The 26,008-nt window shown below is 71.3% G+C and carries 17 protein-coding genes; 5 read left to right on the forward strand and 12 right to left on the reverse strand.

The window, feature by feature from the left end; genetic code table 11:
• Positions 1-28 precede the first annotated feature (28 nt).
• Positions 29-4,975 (reverse strand): NAD-glutamate dehydrogenase, encoded by a 4,947-nt coding sequence (locus ACTWJ8_RS16890; RefSeq protein ID WP_443264323.1) that lies wholly within the window; start codon positions 4,973-4,975, stop codon positions 29-31.
• 461 nt (positions 4,976-5,436) lie between these two features.
• On the opposite strand from ACTWJ8_RS16890, the gene ACTWJ8_RS16895 reads away from it, so the two are divergent.
• Positions 5,437-6,006 (forward strand): DJ-1/PfpI family protein, encoded by a 570-nt coding sequence (locus ACTWJ8_RS16895; RefSeq protein WP_356376089.1) that lies wholly within the window; start codon positions 5,437-5,439, stop codon positions 6,004-6,006.
• Between the two features lie 284 nt (positions 6,007-6,290).
• Here ACTWJ8_RS16895 and ACTWJ8_RS16900 read toward each other — a convergent pair whose 3' ends face one another.
• The 3 genes from ACTWJ8_RS16900 to ACTWJ8_RS16910 form a co-directional block, all read right to left on the reverse strand.
• On the reverse strand, positions 6,291-8,588 hold the full coding sequence (locus ACTWJ8_RS16900; RefSeq protein WP_443264325.1) for an ATP-binding protein: 2,298 nt from the start codon (positions 8,586-8,588) through the stop codon (positions 6,291-6,293).
• A 144-nt stretch (positions 8,589-8,732) separates the two neighbouring features.
• Positions 8,733-9,413, reverse strand: a complete 681-nt coding sequence (locus ACTWJ8_RS16905; protein WP_443264326.1) for an HAD family hydrolase — start codon at positions 9,411-9,413, stop codon at positions 8,733-8,735.
• A 34-nt stretch (positions 9,414-9,447) separates the two neighbouring features.
• Positions 9,448-9,963, reverse strand: coding sequence for a DUF6912 family protein (locus tag ACTWJ8_RS16910; RefSeq protein ID WP_356376080.1), 516 nt, complete (start codon positions 9,961-9,963; stop codon positions 9,448-9,450).
• Between the two features lie 270 nt (positions 9,964-10,233).
• On the opposite strand from ACTWJ8_RS16910, the gene ACTWJ8_RS16915 reads away from it, so the two are divergent.
• A complete protein-coding gene (locus tag ACTWJ8_RS16915; protein ID WP_443264328.1) occupies positions 10,234-10,689 on the forward strand; it encodes an Rv3235 family protein in 456 nt (151 codons plus the stop codon).
• A gap of 53 nt (positions 10,690-10,742) precedes the next feature.
• Here ACTWJ8_RS16915 and secA read toward each other — a convergent pair whose 3' ends face one another.
• Positions 10,743-13,556 carry a preprotein translocase subunit SecA gene (secA, locus tag ACTWJ8_RS16920; protein WP_356376075.1) on the reverse strand — a complete coding sequence of 938 codons (2,814 nt, stop codon included), beginning with the start codon at positions 13,554-13,556 and terminating at the stop codon, positions 10,743-10,745.
• A 229-nt stretch (positions 13,557-13,785) separates the two neighbouring features.
• Between secA and ACTWJ8_RS16925 the strand changes: the two genes are divergently transcribed.
• Together ACTWJ8_RS16925 and ACTWJ8_RS16930 are read left to right on the forward strand one after the other, a co-directional pair.
• Positions 13,786-14,358: a GNAT family N-acetyltransferase gene (locus ACTWJ8_RS16925; RefSeq protein WP_443264330.1), complete on the forward strand. Its 573-nt coding sequence runs from the start codon at positions 13,786-13,788 to the stop codon at positions 14,356-14,358.
• Positions 14,359-14,515: 157 nt separating this feature from the next.
• On the forward strand, positions 14,516-15,691 hold the full coding sequence (locus ACTWJ8_RS16930) for a winged helix-turn-helix domain-containing protein (RefSeq protein ID WP_443264331.1): 1,176 nt from the start codon (positions 14,516-14,518) through the stop codon (positions 15,689-15,691).
• Between the two features lie 7 nt (positions 15,692-15,698).
• Here the strand turns inward: ACTWJ8_RS16930 and ACTWJ8_RS16935 are convergent, their stop codons facing one another.
• The 7 genes from ACTWJ8_RS16935 to mtnA form a co-directional block, all read right to left on the reverse strand.
• Entirely contained in the window at positions 15,699-16,451 is a 753-nt protein-coding gene (locus ACTWJ8_RS16935) for a response regulator transcription factor (protein WP_356376066.1), read from the reverse strand.
• A 205-nt stretch (positions 16,452-16,656) separates the two neighbouring features.
• Entirely contained in the window at positions 16,657-17,352 is a 696-nt protein-coding gene (hpf, locus tag ACTWJ8_RS16940; RefSeq protein ID WP_443264333.1) for a ribosome hibernation-promoting factor, HPF/YfiA family, read from the reverse strand.
• A gap of 336 nt (positions 17,353-17,688) precedes the next feature.
• Positions 17,689-18,516, reverse strand: coding sequence for a ComF family protein (locus ACTWJ8_RS16945; RefSeq protein WP_443264334.1), 828 nt, complete (start codon positions 18,514-18,516; stop codon positions 17,689-17,691).
• Between the two features lie 131 nt (positions 18,517-18,647).
• Positions 18,648-20,465 carry an LpqB family beta-propeller domain-containing protein gene (locus ACTWJ8_RS16950; protein ID WP_356377881.1) on the reverse strand — a complete coding sequence of 606 codons (1,818 nt, stop codon included), beginning with the start codon at positions 20,463-20,465 and terminating at the stop codon, positions 18,648-18,650.
• A gap of 28 nt (positions 20,466-20,493) precedes the next feature.
• On the reverse strand, positions 20,494-22,608 hold the full coding sequence (mtrB, locus tag ACTWJ8_RS16955) for an MtrAB system histidine kinase MtrB (RefSeq protein ID WP_443264336.1): 2,115 nt from the start codon (positions 22,606-22,608) through the stop codon (positions 20,494-20,496).
• Position 22,609: 1 nt separating this feature from the next.
• Positions 22,610-23,299 (reverse strand): two-component system response regulator MtrA, encoded by a 690-nt coding sequence (gene mtrA, locus ACTWJ8_RS16960; RefSeq protein ID WP_306324333.1) that lies wholly within the window; start codon positions 23,297-23,299, stop codon positions 22,610-22,612.
• A gap of 4 nt (positions 23,300-23,303) precedes the next feature.
• Positions 23,304-24,491 (reverse strand): S-methyl-5-thioribose-1-phosphate isomerase, encoded by a 1,188-nt coding sequence (gene mtnA / locus ACTWJ8_RS16965; RefSeq protein WP_443264338.1) that lies wholly within the window; start codon positions 24,489-24,491, stop codon positions 23,304-23,306.
• Positions 24,492-24,631: 140 nt separating this feature from the next.
• On the opposite strand from mtnA, the gene ACTWJ8_RS16970 reads away from it, so the two are divergent.
• Entirely contained in the window at positions 24,632-26,005 is a 1,374-nt protein-coding gene (locus ACTWJ8_RS16970; RefSeq protein WP_443264340.1) for a glycerophosphoryl diester phosphodiesterase membrane domain-containing protein, read from the forward strand.
• Positions 26,006-26,008: the final 3 nt, after the last annotated feature.

Genomic DNA, 26,008 nt, shown 5'->3' on the forward strand with positions numbered 1-26,008 from the left:
GCTCGGGGCGCCCCCTTTCGCGTATCCGCTACGAGTGCGTGCGCAGCAGCGTGCGCATCGTGCGCATGGCGACCGAGAGGTTCGCGAGGTCGAACGAGTCGGAGCCCTGGATCTCCTCGAGGGTCGAGCGCGCCCGGCCCAGGATCGCCGCGTTCTTCTCCTCCCACGCCTTGAACCGCTGCTCAGGCGTCGAGGTCCCGTTGCCCGCCGACAGCACGTCGGCGGTGAGCGCGGCGTGCGCCGCGTACAGGTCCTCGCGGATGGACGCGCGGGCCATCGACTGCCAGCGGTCGGAGCGCGGCAGTTCGATGATGCGGTCCATCAGCTGCGTGATGGAGAGGCGGTCGGCGAGGTCGTAGTAGACCTCGGCGACGGCGAGCGCGTCCTTGCCCGTACGGTCGGCGATCTGGACGATGTCGAGCGTCGGGAAGGCCGAGGAGAACCCGGCGACCCGCTCCGCCAGCTCCTCCGGGACACCGGCCCCGGTCAGCTCGTCGAGGATGCCCTGGTACCACTCGGCGTCCGCGCCGCGCAGCATCTTCGGCATCGCGGCCCAGACCTCGGTGACCCCTTCCTTGAAGAAGTCGATGGTCTCCGCGAGCTGGAGCGGCTGCGGGCGGTTGTTGAGCAGCCAGCGGGTGCCGCGCTCCACGAGCCGCCGCGAGTGCAGCCGGATCCGGGTCTGGACATCGGCCGCCACGACGTTGTCGAGCGCCTCGACCGCGTCCCAGACCTCGCTGAGGCCGAAGATCTCGCGCGCGGCGAGCTGCGCCCGCACGATCTCCTCCAGGGACGCGCCCGTCTCCTCGCGGAGGCGGTGCAGGAACGTCGAACCGCCCGTGTTCACCGTGTCGTTGACGAGCATCGTCGTGATGATCTCGCGGCGCAGCGCGTGCGCGTCGATCGCGTCGAGGTACTTGTCGCGCAGCGCCTGCGGGAAGTAGGCGTGCAGCAGTCGGCGCAGGTACGGGTCGTCCGGCAGCGAGGTCTGGATCAGCTCGTCGGAGGCCGTGATCTTCGTGTACGCGAGGAGGACGGCCAGCTCCGGCTGACTCAGGCCGCGGCCCGAGTTGAGGAGTTCGCGGATCTGCCGGTCGTTCGGCAGGAACTCCAGGGCCCGGTCGAGGTGGCCCTGCTTGCCCAGGCGGCGCATGAACCGCTGGTGGGCGTGGAGCAGGGACGGCGCCTGCGCGCAGGAGTTGGCGAGCGCCGTGTTCTGCGCGTAGTTGTTGCGCAGCACCAGGTGGCCGACCTCGTCGGTCATGGCGGCGAGCAGCTTGTTGCGCTGCTTGACCGTCATGTCGCCGTCGGAGACGAGCCCGTTGAGCAGGATCTTGATGTTCACCTCGACGTCCGAGGTGTTGACGCCCGCGCTGTTGTCGATGGCGTCGGTGTTCACGCGGCCGCCGCTGCGGGCGAACTCGATGCGGCCCAGCTGCGTCGCGCCGAGGTTGCCGCCCTCGCCGATGACCTTGGCGCGGACGTCCTTGCCGTCGACGCGGATCGGGTCGTTGGCCTTGTCGCCGACATCCGCGTTCGACTCGACCGACGACTTGACGTACGTGCCGATGCCGCCGTTCCACAGCAGGTCGACCGGCGCCTGGAGGATGGCCTTCATCAGCTCGGCCGGCGTCATCTTCGCCTGGCCGGACTCGATGCCGAGGGCCTCGCGGATATGGGCGTTGAGCTGGATCGACTTGGCGGAGCGCGGGAAGACGCCGCCGCCCGCCGAGATCAGCTCCTTGTTGTAGTCCGCCCACGACGAGCGCGGCAGCTCGAACATCCGGCGGCGCTCGGCGTAGCCGGTGGCCGCGTCGGGCTTCGGGTCGATGAAGATGTGCCGGTGGTCGAAGGCGGCGACCAGGCGGATGTGCTCGGAGAGCAGCATGCCGTTGCCGAACACGTCACCGGACATGTCGCCGACGCCGACGACCGTGAAGTCCTCGGACTGGGTGTCGACGCCCAGCTCCCGGAAGTGCCGCTTGACGGACTCCCAGGCGCCGCGGGCGGTGATGCCCATGCCCTTGTGGTCGTAGCCGGCCGAGCCTCCGGAGGCGAAGGCGTCGCCGAGCCAGAAGTTGTAGCTGTTCGCGACCTCGTTGGCGATGTCGGAGAACGACGCGGTGCCCTTGTCGGCCGCGACCACGAGGTACGTGTCGTCCTCGTCGTGCCGCACGACGTCGGCGGGCGGCACGACCTCGCCGCCGACCAGGTTGTCGGTGATGTCGAGCAGCGCCGAGATGAAGGTCTTGTACGACGCGATGCCCTCGGCCATCCAGGCGTCGCGGTCCACCGACGGGTCGGGCAGCTGCTTCGCGACGAAGCCGCCCTTCGCGCCGACCGGCACGATGACGGTGTTCTTCACCATCTGCGCCTTCACCAGGCCGAGGATCTCCGTACGGAAGTCCTCGCGCCGGTCCGACCAGCGCAGACCGCCGCGCGCGACCTTGCCGAAGCGCAGGTGCACGCCCTCGACGCGCGGCGAGTACACCCAGATCTCGTACGCGGGCCGGGGCTCGGGCAGGTCGGGGATCGCCTGCGGGTCGAGCTTCATGGAGACGTACGCGTGCGGCTTGCCGCCCTGCGCCTCCTGGAAGAAGTTCGTCCGCAGCGTCGCCTTGATGACGGTGAGGAAGGAGCGCAGGATGCGGTCCTCGTCGAGCGAGGCGACCTGGTCGAGCGCGCCGTCGACCTCCTCGAGCAGCCCGTCGATCAGCTCGGTGCCGGCGCGCTGCCGGTCCGGCGACATCCGCGCCTCGAACAGCGAGACGAGCAGCCGCGTGGTGTGGACGTTGTTGCGGAGGGTGTCCTCCATGTAGTCCTGCGAGAACGTGGAGCCCGCCTGCCGCAGGTACTTGGCGTACGCGCGGAGCACCATCGCCTGACGCCAGGTCAGACCGGCGCCGAGGACCAGGGAGTTGAAGCCGTCGTTCTCGGCGAGCCCGGTCCAGGTGGCGGCGAAGGCGTCCTGGAAGCGCTCGCGGCCGTCGGCCCCGAGGTCGTCGCCGTTGCCGTTCGCCGGCTTCGGCATGCGCAGCCCGAAGTCGTAGATCCACGCGTTCGTACGGTCGCTGCACCGCAGCTCGTACGGGCGCTCGTCGGTGACCTCGACGCCCAGGCGCTGGAGCACCGGCAGGACGGCGGAGAGCGAGACGGGCGCGCCGATCCGGTAGATCTTGAAGCGGCGCTCGCCGGGGGCCGCGCCCACCGGCTCGTACAGGGAGAGCGCGAAGTCCTGGCCGTCCTGCGTCAACTGCTCGAGGTGGACCAGGTCGGCGACGGCGGCGCGCGGCGAGTGGTCGGCCTTGAAGCCCTCGGGGAACGCCTGGCCGTAGCGGCGCAGCAGTTCGGCGGCGCGCTCCTCGCCGCACTCGGCGTTCAGGGCCTCCCCGAAGCCGTCGGCCCAGGAGCGGGCGGCCTCGACGAGGCGGGCCTCGATGCGGTCCTTGTCGGCGTCGGAGAGCTGCGGCAGCTCGGTGCCCGGCGGGACGCGGACGACGAAGTGCAGCCGGGAGAGGATCGACTCGGTGTTCCAGGCGGTGAAGTCGACGCTGGTGCCGCCGAGCTCCTCCTTGAGGATGTCGATGATCCGCAGGCGCACACCCGTGGTGTAGCGGTCGCGCGGCAGGTAGACGAGGGCCGAGTAGTAGCGCCCGTACTCGTCCTGGCGCAGGTAGAGCCGCAGCCGGCGGCGCTCCTGGAGGTACAGGACGGAGGTGACGATGGAGCGCAGCTCGTCGGCGGGCGTCTGGAACAGCTCGTCGCGCGGGTACGTCTCCAGGATCTGGAGCAGGTCGCGGCCGTCGTGGCTGTTGGGCGTGAACCCAGCGCCCTTGAGGACCTCCTGGACCTTGCGGCGGATGACCGGGACGCGGCGCACGGACTCGGTGTACGCGGCGGAGGAGAACAGGCCGAGGAAGCGGCGCTCCCCGATGACGTTGCCCTCGGCGTCGAACTTCTTCACGCCGACGTAGTCGAGGTAGCTCGGCCGGTGCACGGTGGCGCGGCTGTTGGCCTTGGTGAGGACCAGCAGGCGGTGCTCGCGGGCCTTGGCGCGGGCGTCGGCGGGGAGCCGGTTGAAGGACGGCGAGACGGGGTGGTGCTCGTCGCGCTCGTGGTGCGGGTCGGAGCGCAGGATGCCGAGTCCGGTGCCGGGCACGGCGGCCAGCGAGTCGTCGTCGGCGAGGTCGTACTCGCGGTACCCGAGGAACGTGAAGTGGTCGGCGGCCAGCCAGCGGAGCAGCTCGCGGGCCTCCTCGACCTCCTGGTCGGGCAGGTCGCCCGCGGTCGGCTCGCTCGGCAGCTCCTCGGCGATGCGCAGCGCCGAGTCGCGCATCTTCTCCCAGTCCTCGACGCACTCCCGTACGTCGGACAGGATCCGCAGCAGGTCGGAGGTGATCTGCTTGAGGTCGGCGCGGTCGGTCTCGCGGTCCATCTCGACGTGGATCCACGACTCGGTGAGCACGTCGTGGCCCTCGGCGGACGCGCCGTCGGGCAGCACTTCGAGGAGCTTGCCGGCGACGTCGCGGCGGACGGTGATCTGCGGGTGGATCACGACGTGGATGCCGCGGCCCTGGCGGGACAGCTCGTTGGTGACCGAGTCGACCAGGAACGGCATGTCGTCGGTGACGACCTCGACGACGGAGTGGCTGCACGTCCAGCCGTTCTCCTCGACGGTCGGCGTGTGGACCTTCACGTTGGCCGTGCCCTGCGGGCGGTTCTCCGCGAGCCGGTAGTGCGAGTGTGCGGCGCCGAAGACGTCGACCGGGTCGCGGTCGCTCAGGTCCTCCGGTGCGGTGTGCAGGTAGTAGCGCTGGAGGAACGCGAGCACGCTGTCGGTGTTCGTGACGGTCCCGGCCTGCGTGCCCTCGCCCGTCGCCCCAGTCGGTAGGTTCCCCCCTACCGGGCTGTTCTCAGCTACCCGGGCGGCCCTGGTGAGCAGCTCGGCTTTGGCTTCGTCCAGCTTGGTCTGCATTGTCCTCTGGCTCCTGTCGCGCGCCGTTGCGAGACGTAGACGTGGCGTAGATGAATCGCCCGGCACAACGTCTCGACGCGGGGTGTCCGGTCTGAGACGACGTTATGCCGGGATCGGTGATGGGTGGACGACAATGCGCCGTTTTCAACGAAGAGGCCATCCGCCCGAAATGATCAGCGGCTGAGCGCCGGGCCGGACCGCTGTGGCAGGTCCTGATCTCCCGGCGCGGGCAGGGGGCGACGATGCCCCCGCGAGATATCGCGCTGATCACGGGACAAGGCTATCGCTCCCCGAGGGGGCCACGTCATGAGCCGTATGTGTACAAAACCGCGGGTCGAACTTTGACACTCTGCACAGAAGCCCTGGAGCCCTTGCGTAGTACGGGCTCTTGCCAGCCGGGCGGCCCGGCGGCACGTTGAGCACACGACACGGCGGATCCCGGCGAAGGGAACGTGTGACCAATGGCACCCAAAATCCTGATCGTCACCGGCGACGCGGCGGAGTCGCTGGAAGTCCTCTACCCGTACCAGCGGCTGCGCGAGGAGGGGTACGAGGTCGACATCGCGGCCCCGACCCGCAAGAAGCTCCGGTTCGTCGTCCACGACTTCGAGCCCGGTTTCGACACGTACACGGAGAAGCCCGGCTACACCTGGCCGGCCGATCTGGCCTTCGCGGAAGTCGATCCCGGCCAGTACGCCGCACTGGTGATCCCGGGCGGCCGGGCGCCCGAGTACCTGCGCGGGGACGCGGAGCTCCGCAAGATCGTGAAGTCCTTCTTCGACACCGACAAGCCCGTCGCCCAGATCTGCCACGGGCCGCTCCTGACGGCGGCGGTGGACGCGCTGCGCGGGCGGCGGGTCACGGCGTACCCGGCGCTCGAGACGGACATGCAGGCGGCGGGCGCCACGTTCCAGGACGCTGAGGCCGTCGTCGACGGCACGCTCGTCTCCTCCCGGGCCTGGCCCGACCACTCGCGGTGGATGCGGGAGTTCCTGACGGTGCTGCGGGCGAAGGCACCGGCGGTGGGCTGACGTGAAGGTGCGGTGGCTGCCCCGCCGACGAGGGCAGCCACCGAAACGCGCCGTGGTCCGGACGCAGCGACGAGGGGCCGATGCCACGACAGCCGTGGGGAGTTGACCAATGCCGTCCGGCGCCCCGCCACGCGTTCCTCCAGACCACGCGACACCTCTACAGCGTGCCGTCCCGCCCCTGCCCCCGACATCGGTATCGCCGCGGACCCGTATACGCATCTACGCGAGTGATCACGGAATCCGTATACCTAGCGCGGGCGTGATGTCCGCTGCCACCGCGCGGCTCAGCCGCCCGCGCCGGCGATGCCCGCCTCCGTCACCGCCGCGATCTCCGTACGGGACCCCACCCCGAGCTTCGCCAGGATGTGCTCCACGTGCGCGTCCGCCGTGCGCTTGGAAATCACCAACCGCTCCGCGATCTCCCGGTTGGACAACCCCTCCGCCACCAGCGCCGCGACCTCCCGCTCCCGCCGGGTGAGCGCGTCGACCCCGGCACCGCGCGCCGCCGGCACCGGAGCGACGGGCGGCGCGTCCGCCCCACCCCGTACCGCTTCCAGCACCTGCGCCCCCGACAGCCGCGCCCCCACACCCCACCAGCGCCCGAACTCCTCCTCGCCCAGCGCGTCCCGCACCGCCGCCCGCACCGCCTCCTGCTCCTCGAAGAGCGACGGCAGCATCCCGACGGGGTCCCCGCCGCCGAGCCGCCGCGCGTTCTCCGCGTACCCGAGCAGCCACGCCGCCCGCACATGCCGCTCCTCGTGCGCGGCGGACCACGCGAGCCCGAGGCAGCACAGCGCCGCGACCAGCACCTCGTCGATCTCCGCCGCGGCCTCAAGACCCCGGCACAGCGAGGCGACGGCGTCCTTGCGCTCCCCGGCGAGCCAGAGGATCACGCCCTGCACCATGAGCGTCGAACCGAACAGCTGCCGCTCCCCCGTGTCCTCCAGGTGCGCGAGCCCCGTACGGCACAGGTCGAGCGCCCCCGCCGTGTCGCCGAGGACACCGAGCAGCAGCGCGCCCTCGTAGTGGATGACGCCTATGCCGAGTCCGTCGCCGCGCGCGAGGATCCGCTGCCGCGCGTCCTCCAGCGCGGCGAGCCCGTCCGGCTCCCCGCACAGCGCGCCGAGCCCGCCAAGGTACCCGTCGCAGAACAGCTTCACCCGGTCGTTCCCGGCACGGCGCGCGATGTCGACGGCCCGGTGAAACAGTTCGAGCGCGCCCGGCAGATCCCCCTGCCACACGGAGAACAGGGCGGTCATGAACCGCCCCCACGCCTGCTCCTCGCCCACCTCCTCGAGGAGGGCGAGCCCCTTCTCGATCCAGTACCGCCCCTCGGACAGCAGCCCGACCGCACGCCAGTACGGCCCGAGCTGCGCGGCGAACCAGACGCCCGCGGCCACCGACTCGGGGCTCGTGTACGCGTATTCGAGCGCGGCCCGCACGTCGTCCCGCGCCGCCCGCAGCACCCGGTAGTGCCCGACCTGCCGCGCGGTCAGGAACTCGTCCCAGTACCGCTGCCCGAGCTCCCGGTGGTACTGGGAGTGGCGCCGGCGCACGGCGTCCGCCTGCCCCGTCTCCTCCAGCCATTCGGTGCCGTACTCGCGGATGGTGTCGAGCATCCGGTACCGCCCGCCGTCCTCCCCGACGCGCTGCACCACGGACTTGTCGACGAGCCCGATGAGCTGCTCCAGCACGTCGCCGCCCGCCAGCTCGCCGCCCGCGCCCACGAACTCGGCCGCCGCCAGATCGAACGAGCCCGCGAAGACGGAGAGCCGCGCCCACAGCAGCCGCTCCTCAGGCGTGCACAGCTCGTGCGACCAGCCGATCGCCGTACGCAGCGTCTGGTGTCTGGTGAGCGCGGTGCGCCGGCCGCCCGTGAGCACCTCGAAGCGCTGCCCGAGCCGCTCCACCAGATGTTCGAGCGGCACGGCGCGCAGCCGCACCGCCGCCAGTTCGATGGCGAGCGGAATCCCGTCGAGGCGCTGGGCGAGCGCCGCGAGCTGCTCCCGGTTCGCGTCGTCCACCGCGAACCCGGGCACCACGGCGGAGGCCCGCTGCACGAACAGTTCCAGAGCATCGTCCGGGGCGAGCGGCGCGATGGCGCAGCAGCGCTCCCCCGGCACGTCGAGCGGCTGCCTGCTGGTCGCGAGCACACAGACGCCCGCAGCCTCCCGCAGCAGTACGTCGGTGAGCATGGCGCAGGCGTCGACGAGGTGCTCGCAGGTGTCGAGCACGATGAGCAGCCGCCGCCCCTGAAGGTGCGCGACGACGGCGTCGAGCGGCTCCATGCCCGCCTGCTCGGGCAGTTCGAGGACGGCGGCGAGGGTGACGGGGATCAGCTCGGGGTCGCGCAGCGCGCTCAGCTCGACGAGCCACACCCCGTCGGGGAACCGCCCCGACATGGCGGCCGCCGCCCGCAGCGCGGTGCGGCTCTTTCCGACGCCGCCCGGCCCCACCAGGGTGACGAGCCGTGCGCGCTCGAAACCGGCCCGCACCTCCGCCAGTTCGGCCGACCTGCCGACGAACGTGGTGACCTCGACCGGGAGTTGACCGCCTCGTCGCTGACCGAACCCGAATCCCATGATGACTCCTGCCCCCGTCGCCTCGTCTCCCATGGCCCCAGCACAGCGTACGCAGCCGGAAGCGGAGGGTGAACTGAGTCGATGCAAATGGCGACGGATGCGGGACAGTTCGACCGATCCGGTTGACCGGACCGGAGCCGGGGATCAGGCCGTCGCGGCGATCCGCTCGGCCTCGCGCACCGCGTCCGCGAGGGTGTCGACGACGGGCGCACCGACGCCTTCGAGGCTGGCCCTGCTGTGCGAGCCCCCGGTGTAGAGCACGGCCCGCGCACCCGCGGCGAGCGCGGCCACCGCGTCGTCGGCCGCGTCCCCGATCACCACGGTCCGCTCCGGATCCACTCCGTCGAGGACGCCGAGGTGGCGCACCATGTGCTCGGCCTTGCTGCCTCCGGAGGGGCCCGTGCGCCCGTCGACGCGCAGGAAGCGGTCGGCGATCCCGAACTGCCGCACCAGCGGCACGAGTTCCTCGTGCCCGTACATGCTGAGGATGGACTGGCTGCGCCCGGCGGCCTGCCAGTCGGCGAGCAGCAGTTCGACGCCCTCGGCGAGCCCGCACTCCACCGCGTGCCGCGCGTAGTGCTGGTGGAACGCCTCGTCCATCGCGCTCCACTCGTGCTCGGTGGGCAGCCGGCCCATCAGGCGCTCGTAGAACTTGGGGATGGGTATGCAGTACAGCTCGCGGTACTTCTCCAGGGTGATCGGGGCGAGCCCGACCGCCGCGAAGGCCGCGTTGCTGGCGCGGATGACGGCGTCGATGTCGTGGAACAGCGTGCCGTTCCAGTCCCAGACGATGTGTGCGGCGTGATTCCCGGTGCGCTTCCCCATGACAAGAAACTACCCACTCCCCCGGGTGGGTCCTTCAGCGGTCCTCGCCGACGAGACCCGGGATCTCCTGCGTGGCGAACCACAGCAGCTCGTGGTCCTCGGCGCCGTCCACGACGAACTGCGCGTCCGCGTCGCCCTTGTCCGCGGCGGCGAGGGCCTCGGCGGCGGCGGTGACGTCCGCGTCGGCGTCACCGGAGTCGACGTGCACGGCGGCGGCCTTCGCCAGCGGCACGCTCTCGCGCACGGTCAGTTCGCCGAGCGCGGCCGGCTCGCCCCCGCGGTCCGGGTCGGCGACGGCGGCCTTGTCGGGTACGTCGACGGCGACGACGACCCGGCGGCGCGCGGCGTCGGGGTCGGCGGCGACGAGCCGGAGCGAGGCGTGCGCGGCGCGGTTGAGGGCGGCGTACTCCAGCTCCTCGACGTCGTCCGACCGGTACCACTCGCGCAGCGCGGGCGTCACGGCGAACGCGGTGACGGGCGCGGGCCCGATCTCGCCTGCCTTGTACGCCTCTGCGAGTCGAGGCAGGGACAGAGGTACGTACACGCGCATGGTGCGGCTGCTTTCTGGTCTGCGTCGGGGGCTTCAGGATACGTGGGAGTGTCCCCCTTCGGGCCGCCGCCCGTGCCCCGCCGCACGTCAACGCCCCCGCGCGCCGGATGCCGTACGTGCCCGTGTTCCCGGCCCGCGCGCCGCCCCGGCCACCCTGATGAGCGAACCGCGGGCGGCACCCCTGCGCCGCCCTTCGGGCCTTGCCGCCGCACCTCCGGGCCTCGTACAAGATCCCCCACGAGGAGTTACCGGTCGGTATCTGGAGGCGGCATGCAGAAGGTCATGAACAGGCGGGCACCCCGGGCGAACAACCGGCCGCCCACCCGCCGCGACAGCCGCCGCCCCGGCGCGGTCCCGCGCCGCGTCCCGCCCCAGGTCCCGCCGCACCCCACCGAGCTGTTCACGCAGCGGCTGCTCCTGGTGCTGAGCGGGGACCGGCCCCTGCACTGGTTCGCCCGGCACGCCGCGCACCAGGCGTTCGACGACCTGGTGTGGCTGGTCGACCGCCGCGTCCTGCTGCCCGGCGCGGGCCCTGGCCCCCGGCCGACCGTCCGCGGCATCGGCCACTTCGAACCGGCCCCCGGCAGCTACGAGGTGTTCGCCCGCATCGCCGTGGGCCCCCGCCTGCACGCCCTGGCCTTCCGCCTGACCCGCTCCGCCGACCACCGCTGGCGCTGCACGGCCGTGGAACTGGACGGCAGGCCGCCCCGGGACACCGACCGCTGACATGCGACGAGGGGCCGGGCACACGGTGCCCGGCCCCTCGTCAACGCCTCACGTCACTTCTTGCGACGGCGGCCCTTCTGCTGCTTGCGGCGCTCGGCCCGGGTGAGGCCGTCGGCCGCGGACCGCGTGGGGCCACCGCTCTCGGTCACGAAGTCGCCCTCGTCGACACCGCCCTCGGCGTTCGGCGCCTGGAAGTGCAGGCGGTCGGGGCGCTGCGGGGTGTCCAGGCCCTTGGCCCGGATCTCCGGACGGCCACCGGCCTGCGCGGGCACCGCGTCCTGCTTCTCCAGGTTCGCCGCGGGCGCCGCGTCCTCCACCGGGACCTCCTCGACCTGCTGCTCGACCTGGACCTCCAGGTTGAACAGGTAGCCGACGGACTCCTCCTTGATGCCCTCCATCATGGCGGTGAACATGTCGAAGCCCTCGCGCTGGTACTCGACCAGCGGGTCCTTCTGCGCCATGGCGCGCAGGCCGATGCCCTCCTGGAGGTAGTCCATCTCGTAGAGGTGCTCGCGCCACTTGCGGTCGAGGACCGACAGCACGACGCGGCGCTCGAGCTCACGCATGATCTCGGAGCCGAGCTGCTCCTCGCGCGCCTCGTACTGCGCGTGGATGTCGTCCTTGACGGCCTCTCCGATGAACTCGGCGGTGAGCCCGGCGCGGTCGCCGACCTCGTCCTCGAGCTCCTCCACGGTGACCTTGATCGGGTAGAGCTGCTTGAAGGCGCCCCACAGCCGGTCGAGGTCCCACTCCTCGGCGAAGCCCTCGGCGGTCTCGGCGCCGATGTACGCGTCGATGGTGTCGTCCATGAAGTGCTGCACCTGCTCGTGCAGGTCCTCGCCCTCCAGGACGCGGCGGCGCTCGCCGTAGATGACCTCGCGCTGCCGGTTGAGCACCTCGTCGTACTTCAGGACGTTCTTGCGCGTCTCGAAGTTCTGCTGCTCGACCTGCGACTGGGCGGAGGCGATGGCGCGGGTCACCATCTTGTTCTCGATCGGCACGTCGTCCGGCACGTTCGCCATCGACATCACGCGCTCGACCATCTGCGCCTTGAAGAGCCGCATCAGGTCGTCGCCGAGCGACAGGTAGAAGCGGGACTCGCCGGGGTCGCCCTGACGGCCGGAACGACCGCGCAGCTGGTTGTCGATACGCCGCGACTCGTGCCGCTCCGTACCGAGGACGTAGAGGCCGCCGAGCTCCTTGACCTCCTCGAACTCCGCCTTGACGGCCTGCTCGGCCTTCTCCAGGGCGGCGGGCAGCGCGGCCGCCCACTCCTCGACGTGCTCGACCGGGTCGAGGCCCATCTGGCGCAGCTCGGCCTCGGCGAGGTCGTCCGGGTTGCCGCCGAGCTTGATGTCGGTACCACGACCGGCCATGTTCGTCGCGACGGTGACGGCGCCCTTGCGGCCGGCCTGGGCGACGATCGTCGCCTCCCGGTCGTGCTGCTTCGCGTTCAGCACCTCGTGCTGAACACCGCGCTTGGAGAGCTGCTGCGACAGGTACTCGGACTTCTCCACGGAGGTCGTGCCGACGAGGATCGGCTGGCCCTTCGCGTGCTTCTCGACGATGTCGTCGACCACGGCGTCGAACTTGGCGACCTCGGTGCGGTAGATCAGGTCGGCCTGGTCCGCACGGATCATCGGCTTGTTCGTCGGGATCGGGACGACGCCGAGCTTGTAGATCTGGTGGAACTCGGCGGCCTCGGTCATCGCCGTACCGGTCATGCCGGAGAGCTTGTCGTAGAGGCGGAAGAAGTTCTGCAGGGTGATCGTGGCGAGGGTCTGGTTCTCGTCCTTGATGTCCACCCCTTCCTTCGCCTCGATCGCCTGGTGCATGCCCTCGTTGTAGCGGCGGCCGGCGAGGATACGACCGGTGTGCTCGTCGACGATCATGACCTCGCCGTCGATGACGACGTAGTCCTTGTCCTTCTTGAAGAGTTCCTTGGCCTTGATGGCGTTGTTCAGGTACCCGACGAGCGGCGTGTTGACCGACTCGTAGAGGTTCTCGATCCCGAGCCAGTCCTCGACCTTGGCGACACCCGACTCGTGGATGGCGACGGTGCGCTTCTTCTCGTCGACCTCGTAGTCGCCGGTCTCCTCGATGCCCTTCAGCGTGTTGCCCGCCTCGCCCTTCTTCAGGCGCGTGACGAGCTTCGCGAAATCGCCGTACCACTTGGTGGCCTGGTCGGCGGGGCCGGAGATGATCAGCGGCGTACGGGCCTCGTCGACGAGGATGGAGTCGACCTCGTCGACCACCGCGAAGTTGTGACCGCGCTGGACGAGCTCGTCCTTGGACCACGCCATGTTGTCGCGGAGGTAGTCGAAGCCGAACTCGTTGTTCGTGCCGTACGTGATGTCGCAGTTGTACATCTCACGGCGCTGCGCCGGGTTCATGTTCGCGAGGATGCAGCCGACGGTCAGGCCGAGGAACTTGTGGACGCGGCCCATCATCTCGGAGTCGCGCTCGGCCAGGTAGTCGTTCACCGTGATCAGGTGGACGCCCTTGCCGGACAGCGCGTTCAGATACGTCGGCAGCGTGCCGACCAGGGTCTTGCCCTCACCGGTCTTCATCTCCGCCACGTAGCCGAGGTGGAGCGCGGCGCCACCCATCAGCTGCACGTCGTAGTGCCGCTGGCCGAGCACGCGCTTGGCGGCCTCACGGACGGTGGCGAACGCCTCGGGCAGCAGGTCGTCCAGGCTCTCGCCGTCCTCGTACCGCTGCTTGTACTCGTCCGTGAGGGCGCGCAGCTCGGCGTCGGAGAGGCTGACGAAGTCCTCTTCGATGGAGTTGACCTGGTCCGCGATGCGGTGCAGCTTGCGCAGGATCTTGCCTTCGCCTGCACGCATGAGCTTCTGGAGGACGGACACGGGGGTTGGTCTCCTTGCCGGTCGGGCCTGGCACGGTCGGTTTTCTCTGAAAACTTCTCGGTATTACTGGGAACTACTAAGGACTACTAGAGCAACGGCCATCGTATGCGAGGACCCCACCGTGCCGGGAGGTCTGCCATCAGGTCCAACGCACGGGCGGCCACGAAGGTGCCGGTACCGGCCACGAAAAGTCTTGGCGGCCCCGCCGCGCGCCGAGCAGAATCGGGCGATGGACCCCGTGACGCTGACCACCGACCGCCTGACGCTGCGCACGTTCGTGCCCGCCGACATCGACGAGGTGTGCGCGGCGGCCCAGGATCCCGACATCCAGCGCTGGACCACGATTCCCTCGCCGTACGCGCGCGTGGACGCGGAGTACTTCGTCACCCGCGTCGTCGCGGACGGCTGGCGCGGTGACACGGAGTACACGTTCGCGATCCGCACCGAGGAGCACGGTCCCGTGGTCGGCGCGATCTCGCTGCACCACCCGCGCGCGGGCAGCTGGGAGATCGGCTTCTGGACGGCCAAGCGGTTCCGCGGCCGGGGGTACATGACGGAGGCCGTCCTCGCCCTGGCCCGCTGGGCCTTCACCGACCTGGCCTGTACGCGCCTGGAGTGGCGCGCCGAGGTCGGCAACGTCGGGTCCCTCACGGTGGCCGAGCGCGCCGGCTTCACGCTGGAGGCCACCCTGCGCGCGGGCCTGCCGAACAAGGGGGTCCTCCGCGACTGCTGGCTCGGCTCCCTGCTGCCCACCGACCTGGGCCTCCCGACCCCTCTGCCGTACCTCCCGTCCCCACGCTGACGCCCGCCCCGCCTTGGGCAATCTGCCGCCTTGGGCGGCAGGGTGGGCAAGGCGGCCCCCGGTGCCGCGCATCCATCACTGCAGGCGCCGCCCCCGGCACAGCGAGTTCCGCGGCTCCCGTCCACCGTTGTCAGACCCGGCCTCTATCGTTCCGGCCATGACGACCTTGCCGCGTCCCGCCGCCACCTTGTCCGCCGACGAGGCCCGCCGCATCGCCCTCCGCGCCCAGGGCTTCCTCGGCGCGCCCGACCGCAAGGCCGGAGTGCGCGGCGTGCTGCGCCACCTCGGCGCGGTCCAGCTCGACACGATCTCCGTCCTCGCCCGCTCGCACGAGCTGATCCCGTACGCCCGCCTGGGCGCGGTCCCCCGCACCACGATCGAGTCGGCGTACTGGTCGGCGGCCGGCGCCCCGCACGCCTTCGAGTACTGGTCGCACGCCGCCTGCGTGCTGCCCATCGAGGAGTGGCCGCACTTCGCCTTCCGCCGCCGCGCCTACCGGTCCCGACCGCACTGGCACCACCACCTCCCCGACGGCGCCTACGAGCAGGTGATCAAGCAGCTCCGCGCGGAGGGCCCGCTGACCGCCACCGAACTCGGCGGCGCGAAGAACAAGGGCGAGTGGTGGGACTGGTCCGAGTCGAAGATCGCCGTCGAGCGCGCGCTGATGTACGGCGAGGTGGTGTGCGTGGAGCGCCGCGGCTGGAAGCGGATCTACGACCTGGCGGAGCGCGCCGTCCCGTCGGACCTGCTCCACGACGAGCTGGACGACAAGGAGTGCGTGCGCCGTCTGGTCCGGCAGGCGGGCGAGGCGCTCGGCGTCGGCACCCGCTCGGACATCGCGGACTACCACCGCCTGAAGAGCGAGCAGTTCGACTCGGTGATCGCGGACTCGGGCCTCGTACCGGTCACGGTGGAGGGCTGGGGCGGCAAGCCCGCCTGGGCCGATCCGGCGGCCCTCGCGTCGACGCCGCGCGGCCGACACCGCACCACGCTGCTCTCCCCGTTCGACTCCCTCATCTGGGAGCGGGCGCGCACGGAGCGGATCTTCGGCTTCACGCACCGCCTGGAGGCCTACGTCCCGAAGCCGAAGCGGATCCACGGCTACTTCGCGATGCCGGTGCTCTCCGGGGGCCGCCTGGTGGGCCGCGTCGACCCGGCGCGCTCGGGCGGCACGCTGGTCGCCAAGCAGGTCTCCCTTGACGGCCCGAAGGCCGTCCCGGCGGTGGCGGCAGCCCTCCTGGAGGCCGCGAGCTGGGTCGGCTGCGACAGCGTCCGGGTGGAGCACATGGAGTCGGCGCCCCTGAAGCGCGACCTCGTCGCAGCCCTCCTCTGAACAGCGCCTACCGGATCTCGAGGATCTTCTCCCGCATCGCGTACACCACGGCCTCCATCCTGGAGTGCAGCTGAAGCTTCTCCAGGATGTTCCGCACGTGGTTCTTCACCGTGTTCTCGGAGATGAAGAGCTCCTTGGCGATGTCGCGGTTGTTCATGCCCGTCGCCACCAGCTTCAGCACCTCGAGCTCCCGGTCGGTCAGCCGGGGCGCGGGCACGAGCCGGCGCTCGTCCGTGCGCTGGATCATCGACTTGAACTCGGTGAGCAGCTTCGACGCCATGGACGGGCTGATCTGCGACTGGCCGTCGGCCACCGCGCGGATCGCCGTGGCCACCTCGTCGGTCGAGATCTCCTTGAGCAGGTATCCCGTCGCGCCCGCCTTGATCGCGTCGTAGAGGTCGGCCTCCTCGTCGCTGATCGTCAGCATGATGATCTTCGCGCTCGGCGCCACCTCCTTGATGGAGGTGCAGGCCTCGATGCCGCCTCTCTTGGGCATCCGCACGTCCATGAGGACGATGTCGGGGAGCAGGTCGGCCGCCTTGTCCACGGCCTCCGCCCCGTCGCCCGCCTCGCCGACGACCTGGATGTCCTCCTCCGCCTTGAGGACGATCTCCAGGCCACGCCGGAAGAGGGCATGGTCGTCCACCACGAGCACCCTGATGGGCTCGTCCCGCGAGGACCCGGCATCCGGCCCCATGTCGGCGCCGTCCTCACCGGCGCCGGCGTCCTCGCCCCGCATCAGTCCGAAGCTGTCCGCCATCGTTCCTCCCCCTGAAGGCCGCGGCCCGTCTTTCCTGTGCCGCGCCAACCCGAGGCACCAGCACGCCGGTTGACCCGGCACGGCCATGATTTCATGCCCCGCCCCCGACGCGACGGCCGTGCGGTGCACAAGGGGGTCGCACAAGGGTGCCCCTGGGGGCGCACACGCGCCTCAGGGGCACCCGATGAGTGGGTGTCAGTTGTGGTCAGCCGCCGATGGCGTCGCCCGCGTCGGCTCCCCTGGCCTGGGAGACCATGGGGTCGGTGCTGAGGTGGATGACGCCGTAGTCGTAGGCGTGCCGCCGGTAGACGACGCTGGGTTCCTTGGTCTCGGAGTCGACGAACAGATAGAAGTCGTGCCCGACCAGCTCCATCTCGTAGAGCGCCTGATCGAGCGTCATGGGTGCCGCCACGTGAGTCTTCTCACGGACGACGAGCGGGCCCTCGCCCTTGACCTCGAGCGAGCCCATCCTGGTGGTCGGTACGCCGTCGGTCTCGGCCTCGTCGGCCTTGGCGATCGTGCCGTCCCCGTTGAGCCGGGCGGCGTCCGGGACGTGCTCGGCGACCTCCGCGGCGGAGATCCGCTTGCCGCGCCTGGACGACCGCTTGTCGTGCTGCTTGCGCAGGCGCGCGTCGAGCTTGTCCGTGGCCAGGTCGAGCGCCGCGTACGGGTCGCTCGCGGCGGCTTCCGCCCTGATCACCGGGCCACGCGTGCGCAGCGTGATCTCCACGCGGTCGCACCGGTCCGCCTGCCGGGGGTTGGGCTCCTTGGACACCTCGACGTCGAGGCTGATCACCTTGCCGTCGAGCTTCTGGATCTTGTCCAGCTTCAGCTTCTCGGCCACGTGCTTACGGAACCGCTCAGGTACCTCGGTCTTGCGGCCCTTGACGACGATGTCCACGCAGAACTCCGTTCCCGGATAGCTCCGCTCCTTGGGCGGAGCATCTCCCTCTTGCACCAGACTCCGGCCACTTCCGGAGCCTCGGACTCGGTGACTTCCACCTCCTCCTCCCCCGTGGACAAGATCTACACCCCACCAAGCCGGGTGATTGCGAAAAACACCTGGGCAATGTCCCGGCACGGCAATCCAATGGTGAGGAGCGGCGTCCGCCTTTCCTGCCGAGTTCCTCACAACCGAACATATCTCGCCCGGACGGATGTCGGCACCCTCTACTGACACGTACCTCCAAGCGAGCGAATGAACCCTGTCTCTACCTGCAACGATGCAGATTCCCCGCTAGTTCCGGTTTATTTCGAAGGAATCCGGAGACGCGGCCACGACGGCCGCCCGGAACGTGATCTCGTGGATCTCGTCCGCCATTCCCGGATCCGCCACGAAGCGGGTCCGGCCGGACGTGTGTTCGCCCCCGCTCTTCCCCGAACCGACCGCGGCCGCTATTGCGCGCGCCGCCTCGGCCAAAGAAGCGCCGGTCGTCATCAGGTCGTCGACCAGCACGATCCGGCCACTTCCGGCGAGCAGCCCACGCCCACCGCCCACCACCTCCAGCGCACCCGTCACGTTGACCAGCCGCTCCCGGGCGTCGAGCCCCGACTGGTCGGCCACCTCCCGGCGCTGCCGCAGCACCGCGAGCACCCGCGCCGGAACACCCGCCCGGCGCAGCTCGGCCGCCGCCGCGTACGCGATCCGCCGCGTCGGATCGTGCCCGCGCGCCCGCACGGCCCGCGGCGCGGACGGCACAGGGACCAGCGTCACGGGCCCCGGCGGCCCGTCAGGGGCCCGATCGCCCCCGCCGTCCTGCCCGCCCCCACCGCTCCCGATTCCGGCCCGTACGGCCCGCGCGAGGGCCTCGCCGAGCGGCCGGGCGAGGCCGAGGGCGCCCCGCTCCTTGTGCGCGAGCAGCACGGCCCGCACCGCGTTCCGGTACGGCGCCGCCCCGTGCACGACCGGCAGCCCCGGCGGCTCGGGCCGCGGCCGCACCCGGCTCGGCTCGGCACCGCGCAACGCCGCCGAGCACCGCGCGCACAGCGCCGTACGAGACCTGCCGCAGCCGGCACATTCGGCCGGCAGCACCAGGTCGGAGAGGTCCTGCCACCACCCCCGCATACCCACCACTGTGCCGACCCGCGCCCCGGCCGACCAGCCCTGTGGACAACGCCCTGTGGACAACTCGCCCGTTGTGAACAGGGGTTGAGCTCGTCCGGGTGAGTTCGCGCCCTGACGTGCGGGTGGGCCGCCTATCCGGGGTAGACCGGAGCCGTGCCGTCCTTCAGCACCGACTGCCACGCCGCCCCGGAGGGCAGCCGGACGATGCCGTCGTCGGAGTGCGCGAGCAGCGGCAGCTCGTCGTTGTCCGACGCCGCGATCTCGCTGACCCGGGTCAGGCCGGGCAGTGCCTGCCCGGTCGGCGTCGAGCCGTCGCTCAGCACGTACTGCATCTGCTGAAGCCCGCCGGGCTCCCTGCCGACCACGACGAGCCGGGCGTCGCCCGCCCACGACACTGCCGTGACCTCCTCCATCTGCGGCGCGGCGCGGCGCAGTTCGGTCACCGACACCTCGGTGTCGCCGTGCGCGTCGGGCTGCCGCTCGACGCGGCCGATCCACAGCGACGTCGTGTCCTTCTCCGCCACGAGCAGCCCGATGCGCGCGCCGTCGGCGGACATCTTCACCGTCTCGATCGTGGCGTCCTCGCCGAGCCCCTCGACGCGGACCTGCTGCGCCTTCTCGGCCCGGCCCGCCTCGAACATCAGCAGCCGCCGGTGCTTCGGATCGCGGTCGGCCACCCACAGGTCGCCGTCCCCGTCCCAACTGGGCGTCGTGAAGCCGTCCTTCTCCGCCTTCGCGTGGCTGCGCGCGACCGGGTCGCCCAGCGAGGCACCGGAGATCATCGACGCCACGTACAGCGAACGCCCGTCGTTCGAGACCCCCGCCGCGCGCTCCTGATCACGCGAGACGGCCACCGAACGCAGCACCTGCTCACCCTCACCGAGCGGCCCCGGCACCTGCTTGGGCTTCGTGTCGGGCTTGCTCTTGCCCGCCATCCGCACCAGACGGCCCTTGGCGTCGAGGAAGTACTGGTCGGGAACGCGCCCGGTGGAGCGCGGCGCCGCGAGGGCGTCCGCCCCGTTCTCGTTCATCGCGCACATGAACCGGCCGTCGGAACGCTTCAGTTCGACCTCGTTCACGCTCGACGACGACAGGTCGCGCAGCGAGAACAGCAGTTGGGCCGCCATCTCCTTGCACTTGGCCTGCCCGGCCCTGCTGCCCGCCTCGTTCAGCGGCACCGTCAGCTTGTTCGCGTCGTCGGGCGCCAGCGAGCCGACGCCCTTCTTCAACGCCGCATGGGTCGGGAACGCCGTCCGCACCACCGGATTCAGCCAGCGCGTCGGCCCCTGAAGCAGCTCCTTGACGGTCTCCGTCAGCGGATCGGTCCACTGCCGGATGAACACGGGGTCAGCGACCAACCGCCGCTTCCCCGTCTCGCCTCCGGAGCTCGAATCCACCCCGTAGTAGTACTTGTTGACGGACTGGTAGACGCGCTGGAAGTCGGACTCACCGATCACGATCCCCGCGGGCAGCGAGTCGATCCGCCACTGCTTGCCCTTCGACGTGTTCACCTGCGTCAGATGCAGATCGCCCTGGTACGCGCCGCCCCCGGGCTGGTACGCCTGCTGCTGGTCGACCGTCGCGACCTGATGCCCGGTCAGCTCGTAGGAGCGCCCGTCGTTCCCCGAGTTCGGCCGGCTCGTCGGGCGCTTGCTCGGCCCCTCGTCGAGCACGACCGTCTGCTCCCCGGGCTCCCAGCTCTTCGCGGCCTTCGGCGTCAGATACTTGCGCGCCATCGTGTACGAGGGGTCGTCACTGGTCAGCGCCTCGAGGAAGCCCTCGACGATGGCGGAGGGCCCCACGTCGTCCTTCGGCGGCAGCGCGAAGACCCGCACCTGCGAGTCCGGGCGCTGCGAGGCCTCGACCGATTCGAGGCCTCCCTTGTCCGGCATCGAGGCGCAGCCCGCGAGCACGAGCGCCCCGCACCCGGCCAGCATCCCGACCCGCATTCCGCGCCGCTGCCGCGGCACCCGCTGCTCATCCACGACCGTCGTCGCTCCCCTCACCGCGCGATGTCGCGGCCGTCCGCTCCGCACGCGGCCGCGCGGACACCTCGTCCGCCGCGTCGCGCTCCTCCGGGGCGGCCTGCTCCGCGCGGTCATCGTCCGGGGCCCCGGCCCGCTCGTCGTCGCTCTGGCGCGGCACTCCGGACGCCTCGCCGCGCGCCACCACGCGCGCGCCGTTGCCCGGCAGCGCCGTCGGGTCGGCCGACACGGCCGACTGCGCGGAGCGCGGCGCGATCGGCGCCTGGGCCGGCACCGTGGCGAGCGCCTTGCCCGTGCCCTGCGCGAGCCCGGCATCGCCGAGCCCACGGTTGCGCCGCGAGTCCTCCGGCTCCAGCGGTATCGGCGAACCGCGCAGCGCCTCGTCCACCGTCCTCGGCAGCGTCAGCCGGAACTGCGAACCGCCGCCCGGCTCACCCCACGCCTGAAGCCAGCCGCCGTGCAGCCGCGCGTCCTCCAGGGCGATCGACAGGCCGAGGCCCGTACCGCCCGTGGTACGCGCGCGTGCCGGGTCGGCCCGCCAGAATCTGCTGAACACGCGGGTCGCCTCGCCCGGCTTCAGCCCCACCCCGTAGTCGCGCACGGCCACGGCGACGGCGCCGCCCGCGGCCGCGAGCCGCACCACGACGTCCCGGCCCTCGCCGTGCTCCACGGCGTTCACCACGAGGTTGCGAAGCACGCGCTCCACCCGCCGCGCGTCGGCCTCCGCCACCACCGGCTGCTCGTCGCCGACGACCCGGATCCGCGTGCCCTTGCGCTCCGCGAGCGGCTCGGCGCCGCCCACCACACGTCGTACGACCTCCCGCAGGTCTATCGGCTCGGCCTCCAGGGCCGCCGCGCCCGCGTCGAACCGGCTGATCTCCAGCAGATCCGCCAGCAGCGACTCGAACCGGTCCAGCTGGTCGGCCAGCAGCTCGGCGGAGCGCGCCGTCACCGGATCGAAGTCGACCCGCGCCTCATGGATGACATCGGCGGCCATCCGTACCGTCGTCAGCGGCGTACGCAGCTCATGGCTCACGTCGGAGACGAACCGCCGCTGCATCCGCGACAGGTCCTCCAGCTGCTGGATCTTGAGATAGAGGTTCTGCGCCATCTTGTTGAAGGCCTCGCCCAGGCGCGCGATGTCGTCCTCGCCGGTGACCTTCATACGTTCCTGGAGGCGGCCCGCCGAGAGCCGCTCTGCGACCCCGGCCGCCATCCGCACCGGCGTGACGACCTGGCGCACGACGAGCCAGGCGATCGCCCCGAGCAGCACCACGACGAACAGCCCCGCCGTCGCGAGCGTCCCCTTGACCAGGCCGAGGGATTTCTCCTCCTGCGTCAGCGGGAAGAGGTAGTACAGCTGGTACGCGTTGCCCTGCGGATCGTTCAGCCGCTTGCCGATCACCAGACCCGGCTGGGCGTCCTTGCCCCGGTTGTAGACGATCCTCGTGTACTCCTGGGATGCGCCGGCGGTCCGGTCGACCTGCGCCCGCAGATCGTCGGGCACGCTGCGGTCGGGGTCCACGAGACCCGAACCGCGCGGCGCCCGCCCGTTCCCGCTGTCCGCGTCGCTCGCGCTGAGCGTCACCACGTCGAACGCGCCGGTGCCGCCACTGGCGAGCTGCGTGACGAGCTCGCTCATCCAGTTGTTCGGGTTCAGCGTGACGCGGCTGTCGCCGGTGGCGCCGTCCCGAGCTCCGGCCGCCGTGGAGTCCGCCTTGTCCTTGGCCGCGCGGAAACCGCCCTCGGCCTGGCTCTGCGACGCCTTCACCTTGGCGTCGAGCAGCCCGTTGCGCACCGAGCCGATGACGACGATCCCGAGCAGCAGCACGACACCCAGCGACATCAGCAGCGTCGTGACGACGACCTTCAGCTGGATGTTCCGCCGCCACAGCCGCATCGCGGGCAGCAGCGGACGCCGCACCCAGCGCGCGAAGAGGCGCAGCACGGGGCTGCCCTTCATCCCGCCCTGGAGCAGCAGACCGCCGTCGATGGCCCGGCGCAGCCGGGAACCCCGGGCGGCGGACCTCCCCGCCGCGGGTCCCACAGGCCGCTCCGTGCGGGGCCCCTGGGCCCCGGGCGCCGAAGCGGCACTGTTCCGGGACACGTCAGCTCGGTCCTGCCTTGTAACCGACGCCTCGGACGGTCACCACGATCTCCGGCCGCTCCGGGTCCTTCTCGACCTTGGAGCGCAGCCGCTGCACATGCACATTGACCAGGCGCGTGTCCGCCGCGTGCCGGTAGCCCCACACCTGCTCGAGGAGCACCTCACGCGTGAACACCTGCCACGGCTTGCGCGCCAGCGCGACCAGCAGATCGAACTCGAGCGGCGTCAGCGCGATCGGCTGACCGTCCCGCTTCACCGAGTGCCCGGCCACGTCGATGACCAGGTCACCGATGGCGAGCTGCTCCGGCGCAGGCTCCTCCGACCTCCGCAGCCGCGCCCGGATCCGGGCGACCAGCTCCTTCGGCTTGAACGGCTTCACGATGTAGTCGTCGGCCCCCGACTCGAGGCCCACCACCACATCGACGGTGTCGCTCTTCGCCGTGAGCATCACGATCGGCACCCCGGACTCCGCCCTGATCAGGCGGCACACCTCGATACCGTCCCGGCCCGGCAGCATCAGATCGAGCAGCACCAGATCGGGCTTGGTCTCACGGAAAGCGGCCAGCGCCTTGTCGCCGTCGGCCACGAACGACGGCTCAAAACCTTCACCACGCAGCACAATGCCGAGCATCTCGGCCAGTGCGGTGTCGTCGTCGACGACAAGGACTCGTCCCTTCATGGACCACATCATCCCATTAGCTCATCGTTGCCTGGAGTGAACTGGCACACAGTTCACCCAGGCCATCCTGTGTCACAGGCGACACAACGCCCCTCTCCGTGACGATCGCCGTCACCAGCTCCGGGGGCGTCACGTCGAACGCGGGGTTGTACGCCTGCGTCCCCAGCGGTGCCACCGGAATCCCGCCACCTGCCTCCACTCCCGCCACCGACGCCCGCGGCGCCGTGACCTCCGTCACCTCGTGTCCTGCCCGCTGCTCCACCTCGATGGAAGCCCCGTCCGCGGTCTCCAGGTCGATCGTCGTCACCGGCGCGACCACGATGAACGGCACGTGGTGATATTTCGCCAGCACCGCGAGCGGATAGCTCCCCACCTTGTTCGCCACCGAACCGTCGGCCGCGATCCGGTCCGCCCCGATGAGCACGGCGTCCACCTCACCCGCGGCGAACAGCGACCCCGCCGCGTTGTCCGTGAGCAGCGTGTACGCCATCCCGGCGCGCGCCGCCTCGTACGCGGTCAGCCGGGCGCCCTGGAGCAGCGGACGCGTCTCGTCCACCCACAGCCGCCGCAGCCGCCCCGCCCGGTGCGAGGCGAGCGCGACCGCGAAGGCCGTGCCCTCACCGCCGGAGACCAGCGCCCCGGTGTTGCAGTGCGTCAGGACGCGGTGGTTGCCACCGGGCAGCAGCTCGTCCAGGAGCCGCAACCCGTGCCCGGCCATGGCGGTACTGGCCGCCGCGTCCTCCGCGTGCAGCGCCCGCGCCGAGGCGAGCGCCGCGGCGGCGGCCCGCTCCCGCGCCCGCTCCTCGTCACCCGCCCCGCTCCCGAACGCGGACCGGTACGCCTCCTGCGCCCTGCGCACCCCGTACGCCAGGTTGACCGCGGTGGGCCGCGCGTCGGCCAGCGCCCCCGCCGCCTCCTCGACGTCGAAGCCGCGGGCGGCCGCGAGCGCCACCCCGTACGCGCCCGCGATCCCGAGCAGCGGAGCACCCCGCACGGCCAGCGACCGGATCGCCTGCACCAGGGCCTGCGGATCCGTGCACACCAGCTCGACCTCTTCCGCGGGCAGCCGCGTCTGGTCGAGCAGGACCACGACGGGCCCCTCCGCCGGCTCCTCCCACCGGATCGCCGGAATGTCGACGACCTCGGCGCGAGCAACGCCGTCGGGCCGTATGTCCTCGCCGGATTGCGCGTACTGATCAGCCATCCGCCCAGTCTGCCCCGGACCCACCCGACAATTGAAGGCGTGCAGCCCCTACGGGGCCCGGTCATCAGGCGCCCACCCCATGGCACGATGGCAGCCAACCTGCTGCCGCGACCGCGGACGGGCACTTTGAAGGAGCGACGATGAACGACACTCCGGGCTGGGCATCGCCCGGATCTGCCCCCTCCGACGGCCCGGACGGCGACCGCGAGGCCGGCCCCGACCAGACCGGCGACGCGCAGGGCAGCGGTCCGCAGGACGCGCCCCCGCAGAGCGACGGCGGCCAGGGCCCGAAGTGGTCCAAGGAACAGCCGCCCCCCGCCCAGTGGTCCGCCCCCTCCGGCTCCGCCCAGACCCCACCCCCACCCCCGCCGGCTCCCGGCCAAGGCCAGGGCCAGGGCTGGGGCGGCGGCCAGGGCTGGGGCGGTGGCGGCGGTCAAGGTTGGGGAGGCGGCCAGGGCGGCTACGGCGCCCCCGGAGGCGGCAGCGGCTACCCCGGCTGGGGCGGCGGCTGGCAGGCCAAGCCCGCGGCCGCGAAGCCCGGCGTCATCCCGCTGCGCCCGCTCGGCGTCGGCGAGATCCTCGACGGCGCCGTGTCCACGATGCGCACCTACTGGCGCACGGTCCTCGGCATCTCGCTGACCGTCGCCGTGGTCACCCAGCTCCTGGCGGTCCTCCTCCAGGGCTTCGTCCTCAACGACGTGGCGAGCAGCTCGGCCCTCGACGACCCGAACGCCACCCCGCGCGAACTCTTCAGCGCCCTGGGCGAGCTCCTGATCGGCTCCGCCGTCGTCGCGATCGTCACGCTGCTCGGCACGATCGTCGCGACGGCCCTGCTGACCACGGTCACCAGCCGCGCCGTCCTCGGGCAGCCCGTCACCATAGGGGAGGCCTGGCGCGACGCCCGGCCCCAGCTCCTGCGGCTGCTCGGTCTGACCCTGCTGCTCCCGCTGATCGCCGCCGCGGTCATGCTCGTGTCGGTCCTGCCCGGCATCCTCGTCGGCGCGCTCGGCTCGTCCGACGGCGGCCTCACGCTCGGCATCGTCGGCGGCCTCGCCGGCTTCGTCGTGACGATCTGGCTGATGATCCGTCTGTCGCTCGCCTCGCCTGCGCTGATGCTGGAGAAGCAGACCATCCGCAAGGCCATGGGCCGCTCCACCAAGCTCGTCCGCGGCTCCTGGTGGCGGGTCTTCGGCATCACGATCCTCGCGTCCCTGATCGCCGCGATCGTCTCGGAGATCATCCTCTTCCCGTTCACCGCCATCGGCGGCGCGGTCAGCGGAGACGGCTTCAGCGGACTCGTCGAAGGCGGCGGAAGCTTCGGCTGGGCGTTCCTGATCATCACCGGCATCGGCTCGGTGATCGGCTCCACGATCACCTTCCCGATCACGGCGGGCGTCACGGTGCTCCTCTACATCGACCAGCGCATCCGCCGCGAGGCTCTCGACCTCGAGCTCGCCCGCGCCGCCGGCCTGAACGGCTACGGCTCCGGCACCGGCCCCACCCCGGGGAGCTGATGG

This window comes from Streptomyces sp. SDT5-1 (assembly GCF_052245995.1).
Lineage (GTDB): Bacteria > Actinomycetota > Actinomycetes > Streptomycetales > Streptomycetaceae > Streptomyces.

Coding starts and splice junctions, on each gene's coding strand:
- ACTWJ8_RS16890 (WP_443264323.1), bottom strand. CDS start 4,975: ATGCAGACCAAGCTGGACGAAGCCAAAGCCGAGCTGCTCACCAGGGCC.
- ACTWJ8_RS16895 (WP_356376089.1), top strand. CDS start 5,437: ATGGCACCCAAAATCCTGATCGTCACCGGCGACGCGGCGGAGTCGCTG.
- ACTWJ8_RS16900 (WP_443264325.1), bottom strand. CDS start 8,588: ATGGGATTCGGGTTCGGTCAGCGACGAGGCGGTCAACTCCCGGTCGAG.
- ACTWJ8_RS16905 (WP_443264326.1), bottom strand. CDS start 9,413: ATGGGGAAGCGCACCGGGAATCACGCCGCACACATCGTCTGGGACTGG.
- ACTWJ8_RS16910 (WP_356376080.1), bottom strand. CDS start 9,963: ATGCGCGTGTACGTACCTCTGTCCCTGCCTCGACTCGCAGAGGCGTAC.
- ACTWJ8_RS16915 (WP_443264328.1), top strand. CDS start 10,234: ATGCAGAAGGTCATGAACAGGCGGGCACCCCGGGCGAACAACCGGCCG.
- ACTWJ8_RS16925 (WP_443264330.1), top strand. CDS start 13,786: ATGGACCCCGTGACGCTGACCACCGACCGCCTGACGCTGCGCACGTTC.
- ACTWJ8_RS16930 (WP_443264331.1), top strand. CDS start 14,516: ATGACGACCTTGCCGCGTCCCGCCGCCACCTTGTCCGCCGACGAGGCC.
- ACTWJ8_RS16935 (WP_356376066.1), bottom strand. CDS start 16,451: ATGGCGGACAGCTTCGGACTGATGCGGGGCGAGGACGCCGGCGCCGGT.
- ACTWJ8_RS16945 (WP_443264334.1), bottom strand. CDS start 18,516: ATGCGGGGGTGGTGGCAGGACCTCTCCGACCTGGTGCTGCCGGCCGAA.
- ACTWJ8_RS16950 (WP_356377881.1), bottom strand. CDS start 20,465: ATGCGGGTCGGGATGCTGGCCGGGTGCGGGGCGCTCGTGCTCGCGGGC.
- mtrA (WP_306324333.1), bottom strand. CDS start 23,299: ATGATGTGGTCCATGAAGGGACGAGTCCTTGTCGTCGACGACGACACC.
- mtnA (WP_443264338.1), bottom strand. CDS start 24,491: ATGGCTGATCAGTACGCGCAATCCGGCGAGGACATACGGCCCGACGGC.
- ACTWJ8_RS16970 (WP_443264340.1), top strand. CDS start 24,632: ATGAACGACACTCCGGGCTGGGCATCGCCCGGATCTGCCCCCTCCGAC.